At 68.1% G+C, this 8,043-nt stretch carries 5 protein-coding genes; all 5 read left to right on the top strand.

The annotated features are described in order from the left end of the window. The first annotated feature begins 74 nt into the window (after positions 1-74). The 5 genes from LLH23_18515 (at position 75) to LLH23_18495 (ending at position 7,904) form a co-directional block, all read left to right on the top strand. Positions 75-1,517, top strand: a complete 1,443-nt coding sequence (locus LLH23_18515; protein MCE5240458.1) for a trimethylamine methyltransferase family protein — start codon at positions 75-77, stop codon at positions 1,515-1,517. A 143-nt stretch (positions 1,518-1,660) separates the two neighbouring features. Beyond that, entirely contained in the window at positions 1,661-2,212 is a 552-nt protein-coding gene (locus LLH23_18510; protein MCE5240457.1) for a YkgJ family cysteine cluster protein, read from the top strand. 21 nt (positions 2,213-2,233) lie between these two features. Further along, the gene (locus LLH23_18505) at positions 2,234-3,037 is read left to right on the top strand and encodes a hypothetical protein (GenBank protein MCE5240456.1); all 804 of its coding nucleotides are present in this window, start codon (positions 2,234-2,236) and stop codon (positions 3,035-3,037) included. A gap of 138 nt (positions 3,038-3,175) precedes the next feature. Beyond that, positions 3,176-4,423, top strand: coding sequence for an alpha-L-fucosidase (locus tag LLH23_18500; protein MCE5240455.1), 1,248 nt, complete (start codon positions 3,176-3,178; stop codon positions 4,421-4,423). Between the two features lie 40 nt (positions 4,424-4,463). Then, positions 4,464-7,904 (top strand): FAD-dependent oxidoreductase, encoded by a 3,441-nt coding sequence (locus tag LLH23_18495; protein ID MCE5240454.1) that lies wholly within the window; start codon positions 4,464-4,466, stop codon positions 7,902-7,904. Positions 7,905-8,043 lie beyond the last annotated feature (139 nt).

Genomic DNA, 8,043 nt, shown 5'->3' with positions numbered 1-8,043 from the left:
CAAGTGTGCGGCGGGCCCCACGGCCGGCGGCCGAGTCCCCGTCCGCCTTCGCCCTGAGAAGGCCGGAGGAAGCCATGCATTTGCTGACTCACACGATGTCGGTCCTGAACGAGCCGGAGATGGAGCAGATCTGGCAGGCAGCGCTGCGGGTGTGGGCCCGGGTGCCGCTGCGGGTGCAGGCGCCGGAGGAATTCCTCCAACCCCTGCGCGACCTCGGCTGCACCATAGACGGCGAGCGCGTGAGCTTTCCCGAGCCCGTGCGCGATCTCGTGCTTGGCCGCATCGAGCAGAGTCGTCAGGAACGGGGGCCCTGCCGGCCCGCGGAAGTGACGACCAACGAGTTGAGCTATGCTGCCTCCGGGCAGGCGCTCGTCTGCTGCGACCTGGAGACCGAGGCGCTACGGCCGGCAACCACAGCCGACCTGGCGCAGTGGTCGCGGATCTGCGACCACTTCCCGCGCCTGGGCCGGGCCCACCCCACGTTCATCCCCCAGGATGTGCCGCCGCAGATCTGCGACCTGCATACCTTCGCCACGAATCTGCTCAATAGCAAGCGCGCCACTACGGTGTCGGTGTACAACGCCGACCTGCTGCCGTACTTCCTGGAGTTGCAGGCCATCAGCAGCGGCTCGCCGGAGCAGGCAAAGCGCGCCCCGGCGTTCGTCGCCAAGTGCTGGGTCAACACCCCCTTCATGATCACCCGCGAGAACGTCGAGGTGGGGCTGAAGGCGCGGGAGCTGTTGGGGCAGCCGTTCAACATGATGACGATGCCCGTGGCCGGGACGGCCACACCGGTGACACTGGCCGGGGCGCTGGTGCAGTGCACGGCCGAGGTGCTGGCGTGCAATGTCATCAGTCTGGCGCTCGACGACCGGCTCATCGGCTGGATCGCCCACCCCTGCCCCTTCGACATGAAGGTGGGCATCCACACCCAGAGCGGACCGGACATGGACCTGCTGGCCCTGGGGGCGCGCCAGATGGGGGCGTATGTGTTCGGCGGGGAGTTTCACGGCTTTGGCGGACCGGGCACGGCCAGCAAGCGCCCCGATGCGCAGGCGGTCATGGAGAAGGCGCTGTCGTGCATGTGGGGCATCTGCGGCGGGGTGCGCGGCTGGGGGTCTCTCGGCGTGACGGCCTTCTCGGATATCGGCAGCGTAACCCAGCTCATGCTCGACCTCGAGCTGATGGGCTACTTCGAGCGCCTGCTGCAGGGGATCGCCGTGGGGGCGGAGAAGCTGGCCGAAGAAGTCATCTGCGAGATCGCCCCGAAAGGGGCGTACTTCCTGAACCAGGACCACACGGCCCGGCACTTCCGCGAGGAGCTGTGGCTGCCGGAGTTGGTGGATCGCCGCGTACCGATGGCCTGGGCGCAGGACCCGCGGACGATGATTGACAACGCCCGCGCCAAGGCCAGGCGCGTTGCCGCCGAGGCCGAGAACCAGTGCCCGTTGACCGACGAGGAGAAGCGGGCAGTGGAGGCGGTCGTGGCGGAGGCGCGGCGGCAGATCGGTGTGTAGGCCACGGTCCGCGTGGGCGCGCGTGTCCTCACGCGCGCGACGTTGGCCGCGGAGGTTGCGCGCGTGAGGACACGCGCGCCCACGCGACACGCGGCTCGGGAAGCGTGCGACACGCGACACGTCACTGCGGATCACGGAGACCCATGCCCAAGACCCACCCGAACCCCTGCCAGATGTGCCCCGGCGCCTGTTGCACCGACCTGGCCGTGACGCTCAACGTCGTGGATGTGGCCCGCATCCATCGCGCCCTCGACCTGCCCGTGCATGACTTCCTCGCGCGCTACGTGGACGAGGACCCCCGGGAGAAGCCCTTCGCCTTCTTCATCCGCAAGCAGCCTATCGCCCTGGCCCTGCTCCCGCCCGACGGCGCGGACCGAGGCTGCTCCTTCCTGCTGGACATCGGCGGCCACCGGCGCTGTGGGATCTACGACCTGCGGCCCGGGACCTGCCGCGTCTATCCCTTCACCGACCAGGGCGATGTCGTCAAGCACAAAGAGGACACGCTCTGCCCACGGCGGTTCGACCTGGACGAGGTGGATCACGAGGCGATCAAGCAGGAGATCGCCCGCTATCAGGACGAATGGAACACGCACGCGCGCTTTGCGCGGGAATGGAACAACGACCCGCCGAAGCATCCGTCCTTTGGGAAGCTGCTGGACTTCGTGGAGGAGATTGTGAGTGGGGGGAGAGTGTAGAGCCCGCAAGGAGGCCGTCAGGTGCAAGACCTCAAGACATGCGGCGTGGCCATCGCCGCCTTCATCGGCCTCGTGTTCGCTGCCAACTGGTTCGTGGTGTCGGAGCAGCGACGGCACGGCGTCCAGCAGACCGCACCTCGCGTCACCTACACGCCCCCCGCGGCCCCGGATGCCCACAAGCAGGCTGTGGAGTGGCCCATCGTCAACGCGGCCCTCACGAGCATGAGGGGAGCCAAGCGGCTGCCGAGCGAACAGCGCCTCGCTCTCGCCGCACACTACAGGCCCGGCAAGCTGGAGAAGTACCCTGTGAAGAACCCATGGGGCAGCGGGAAGGCTCCGATGTGGCTTTGGGGGGACGCCCTTATCTACGACTCGGACAAGCAGGAGATATGTGAGACCTGGGAAGGCGACCAGACGTGCGACGCTTGGCGCGAGTGCCTGAGCCGAGAGACCGCTGAACCGCGCGGCGAGCCGGTCACCGTGTTCATCATCACGAGGCGCGAGACGCGGCGTGAGGTGGCGAAGTGGCAGCGGCAGGCGGCAGTGTTCCTAGACAAAGTCACGATCGAGACCGACCACATCGTGGCTGTCTATTGGCCGCAGGGCAGAGTCGCGGCGTGTCTGACTGTCCGAGGCGGGGATCTGGAGCCGTACGCGGCTTCCAACGACGCTCTTCAGAACCTGGAGGAGATGATCATGTACCTGCCACGGTGGGGGCATCCTGAGGATCAGGATCTCCAGCACTCGCCGCGGGTCTATGCTTCGCACATGAGCAATGGCTCCCGAGTTCGGTGCCGCGGCGGCCTGTGCGGTGACTGCAACTGATACGGTCACACCCAGTGCGACCGTACGACGTGTCCTTCACGCCCCGCTGAGACCGCTTGCGGTCTCCGGGCGCTCCCCATAGGCGGGGGTTTGAACCCCCGACCCAAGCGCCGAACATGACCGAAGAGGATGGTCAGAATGCCAGCCAAGAAGCCACTCACTGTCGAGCAGGATCGCGAGCGTCGTCTGGCGTGGTTCCGTCAGGCGCGGTTCGGGATGTTCATCCACTGGGGACTGTACTCGCAGCTCGGACGCCACGAATGGGTCATGAACCGCGAGCGCATTCCGCTGGCGGAGTATGAGAAGCTGGCCGACAGCTTCAAGCCGGGGCCGTGGCCGGCACGCAAGTGGGCCAAGCTCGCCAAGGCCGCCGGACAGCGCTACATGGTAATGACCACCAAGCACCATGAGGGCTTCTGCCTGTTCGACAGCGCGCTGACCGACTACAACGCCAAGCAGCGCGGCCCCAAGCGCGACCTCGTGGCCGAGTATGTCGAGGCCTGCCACGCCGAGGGGCTCAAGGTCGGGTTCTACTACTCGCTGATGGACTGGCACCATCCCGATGGTGCCAAGTGCAAGCTCAACGAGAAGTCGCGGCGGCGCTTCATAGACTACATCCACGGGCAGATCCGGGAGCTGTGCACCAACTACGGCAAGATTGACATCATGTGGTACGACGTCTCCTGGCCACTGGACGCCGCGGGCTGGGAGTCCGAGAAGATGAACGCGATGGTGTACGAGCTGCAGCCGGACATCATCATCAACAACCGCAACCAGATTCCCGGCGACTTCGGCACCCCCGAGGAGCACATCGTGGCCCAGGAAGGGGCGTGGGAGGCCTGCATGACCTTCAACGGCTCGTGGGGCTACGGGCCCATCGAGCCGGAGTACCGCACCGCGCGGCAGGTGCTGGGGATGCTGCGGCAAGTCGCGGCCGGCGGCGGCAATCTGCTGCTCAACTGCGGCCCCTCGCCCGAGGGCGTCATCCCCAACCCGCAGCCGAAGATCCTCAAGCAGGTCGGCGAGTGGCTGGACAAGTACGGGGAGAGCATCTACCCGGCCACCGACCCGATGCAGCAGGAGTGGACCTTCCTGGGCGCCTTCACCCGGAAGGGCGATACGCTGTACTACCACGTGAACCGCTGGCCGGGGTGTGACTTCTCCATCGGCGGGTTGCACTGCAAGATCGAGTCCGCCAAGGTCATGGGTGGCAAGAAGCTGAAGGTCGTGCAGGACAAGGATCGGGTGCTGCTCAAGGGCGTACCGGCAGATGCCCCGGACCCGCTGTGCACGGTGATCGAGCTGAAGTTCAGCGGCGAGCCGAAGCAGACGCTGGGCGCGGGCTGTGTGATCCTGCCGAAGGACCCGTGGGGGAAGATCAAGTAGCAGCACTTGGGACGCCGGGGCCACCGCGATGCCAACGAGGATGCCTCACGCCTGCTGGCTTCTACCCCTGGCACTGCTGTGTGTGCCGCAACCCCAGGCGGCGGCGGACCTCGTCGCCGCCTGGGACTCTGACCAGGTCCGCGGGGACATCATCCCTGACCGCTCCGGCCTCGGCAACGACCTGACGGTGCGCTACGCCACCGTCGTCAAGGGCGTGGCCGGGCAGGCGCTGTCCTTCGACGGACGCGAGGGCCAGGCCGTCTGCCTGGGCGGCGCCCCTGTTGCTGTCGGCCCCGGCCTCACTCTCGAGGCCTGGGTGCGCCTGCAGGATCGTGTCTTCCCGAGTTACCCCGCCGTCATCCGCAAAGAGGGGCACTATGCCCTGCGCTTCGCCGGCAACCGTCTGGGGTTCATTGTGTGGCAGGCGGGGCGGCCGCAGTTCTGCACCTCCACCCGCACCGACTGGCCGGTTGGTCAGTGGCTCCACCTCGTCGGTACGTGCGCCAACGGTGAGTTGCGCCTGTATGTCAACGGCAGCGAGGACGCCCGCGCCAGTCTGACGGGGCCGGTGCAGATCGAGGCGACGCCGCTGCAGTGCTACGTTGGTTCGGGACCGGGGAACTACTTCTTCCGGGGCGACGTGGATGAGGTCCGCATCCTCAGCCACGCCCTGCCGGCAGCAGAGGTGCAGGGCCGCTACGAGACCGGCCTGGCTGCGCTCGCCCGCGAGAGGGACACACCCATGCAGCCCATCACCATCGGTCAACGGCCCGCGCCATTCCGCAAGCCGCCACGGGAGATCAAGATGGTGGTGGACGGCTTCCTGTGGGTGGATGCGGAGGACTTCGCAGACTACGGCGGCTGGACGCTCGACACGCAGTTCGTCGCCTTCATGGGCTCCGCATACCTGCTCGCCAACGGCATCGGCAGGCCTGTAGCCGACGCGACCACGGGCTTCACGCTGGACAAGGGGGGCCGCTACCGCCTCTGGGTGCGCTGCCGCAACTGGCTGCAGGAGTACTCCCCTGGCCAGTTCACGGTCCTGGTCAACGGGACTGCCGCGACAAACACCTTCGGCCGGGCGCCCAGCGGAGCGTGGCTGTGGGAAGACGGCGGTGAGGTCGAACTGAAGGCCGGCGCCAACACGATCGCGCTGCACGACTTGACCGGGTACTATGGCCGCTGCGACGCCATCCTCCTGACGCGCGACCTTGCCTATCGTCCGCCCGAGAAGCTCGATGACACCACCCTCGAGCGGGGGCGGCTCACGGGGCTGTCGCTGGCGCCGCGGCTACGCGGGGAGTGGGACGTCATCGTCGTCGGCGCCGGTGCGGCCGGGTGCTGCACCGCCATCGCCTCGGCGCGTAACGGCGCCAAGACAGCGCTCATCCAGGACCGCCCCGTCCTGGGTGGAAACGCCAGCACCGAGGCCGGCGTGCCCATCAACGGCGCCGCGAGTTGTCACGCGAATGCCCGCGAGGGCGGCATCATCGAGGAGGCCGGCCGTCTGAAGGCCCGCTTCGGCTACCCGCAGATGAGCCGGGCCTTCGCCGAACTGGCGGGAGCCGAACCCAACCTGACCGTCTGCCTCAACCAGCGAGTCGTCGCGGCGCGTCTCGCCAGCCCGGGGCGCATCGCCGCGGTGCGCGCGGTGGATGCTCTGACCGGGGAGACCAGCGAGTACGCCGGACGCATGTTCATAGACTGCACCGGCGATGGCTGGCTGGGGTACTACGCGGGGGCGAAGTTCCGCCTCGGGCGTGAGGCCCGCAGCGAGTTCGGTGAGAGCCTGGCCCCGGCGGCGGCCGACACGATCACCATGAGCGGTTGCATCATGGGGGGGACCTCGCTGTCATATCGGGCTGCGGACACCGGCAAGCCCAGCCCCTACACGCCGCCGCCCTGGGCGCCGCGCTTCGACAGCATGGCCGGCTACGGCCGGCAGATCCAGCACCTGGCCGGCGGCAACTGGTGGATGGAGCACCGCGGGGACGTGGACGACCTGTGGAACCCCGAGCAGGCGCGCGATGAACTGGTCCGCATCACCTACGGCTACTGGGATTACATCAAGAACCGCTGGGAGAGAAAGGCGGAGGCCGCCCAGTACGAGCTGGTGTCCGTGCCCATCTACGACGCCAAGCGTGAGACACGGCGCCTGATCGGCGACTACCTTCTCACCCAGAACGACTGCCAGGCCGGGAAGGTCTTCCCCGACGCCATCTCCTACGGCGGCTGGCCGCTGGATGTGCACCACCCCCAGGGCATCTACTCGGCGCCGGAGGAGGGCGCCTTCGATACCAACGCCCACGTGCCGATCTACACGATCCCCTTCCGCTGTCTGTACTCAGCGAACGTGGACAACCTGCTCATGGCGGGCCGCGATGTGAGCGTAACCCACATCGCCCTGGGGTCGGTCCGCGTCCAGGGGACGCTGGCCGCGCTGGGACAGGCGGCGGGAACGGCGGCGGCCCTGGCGCTGCGCCACCAGACCACACCGCGCGCCGTAGGCCAGGAGCATCTGGCCGAACTCCAGCGCCTGCTGATCCGCCAGGACCAGCACATCCCTGGCCTCGCTGTACCCGACCCCGACAACATGGCGCCGCAGGCCTCGCGCCTGGCGTGTTCCAGCCGGGCAGACTGCGAGCTGTTCGGCCGCGAGGACGTGCGCCCGGGCGATACGCACGCCATGACCTGTGACCGGGCCATGGTGCTCCCGGCCGGGGAGCGCCCCCGTGCCCTCGAACTGCTCCTGAAGTCCACTCGCCCCACACCCTTCCGCCTGTCCCTGCACGTGGCGACGATGGCGCGGGCCGATGCCCTCCCAGGCGCCGCTCCGCAGGCCGTCACGAGCGCCGCTGAGGTGCCACCCGGCGAGCACTGGGTGCGCTTTGACATTCCGCCGGCGAACGAAGCTCCGTTCCTGCTGTGCTGGCTGCCACAGACGGAGGACCTGTCTTGGCGGCTGATGAAGGCGGGGCCCGGCGGGTCTCTGCGGGCGTATGGTGATGCCGCCGCGGGGAAGTGGACACCCGTTCCCGGGCAGTACTACGCCGTATGCGCGACGCCACCGCTGCGGGTGCCGGGCGACTTCGCCGTCGCGCACCTGACTGATGGCCTCACGCGCCCCACCGCGGGCGACCCGGGCCTGTGGGCCTCCGACCCCGCCCAGGCCCTCCCGCAGTGGGCGGAGCTGCAGTTCGACCGGCCCGTGTCAGCCAACACCGTCAGTCTGACGTTTGATACGGATGTCAACAACGCCTTCCACGATGTGGCGCTGGTGCCGCAGTGCGTGCGGGACTACGAGGTGACCGGCTGCGACGGCCGCGAGTGGCAGTCGCTGGCGAAGGTGGCCGGGAACTACCAGCGGCACCGGGTGCATCACTTCGCCGAGTTGGCCCTGACGAAGCTGCGCCTGACTGTCACGGCCACCAACGGCGTGGCGGCGGCCCGGGTCTATGAGGTGCGCCTGTACCGGGAGTAGGTCGCGCCCGAGAAGCAAATCGGCAGGCACGAGGCGGAAGCTGCCCCCGATTGCGCAGACTCAGCAGGGGGCACGAGGTCGGGCGTTTGAGCCCGAGTTCGCCCGGTTGATCTCGTGCCCGACCGTGCCCCATTGCACC

It is taken from the genome of bacterium (assembly GCA_021372615.1).
Lineage (GTDB): Bacteria > Armatimonadota > Zipacnadia > Zipacnadales > UBA11051 > JAJFUB01.
This window is presented reverse-complemented; position numbering and strand designations above follow the sequence as displayed.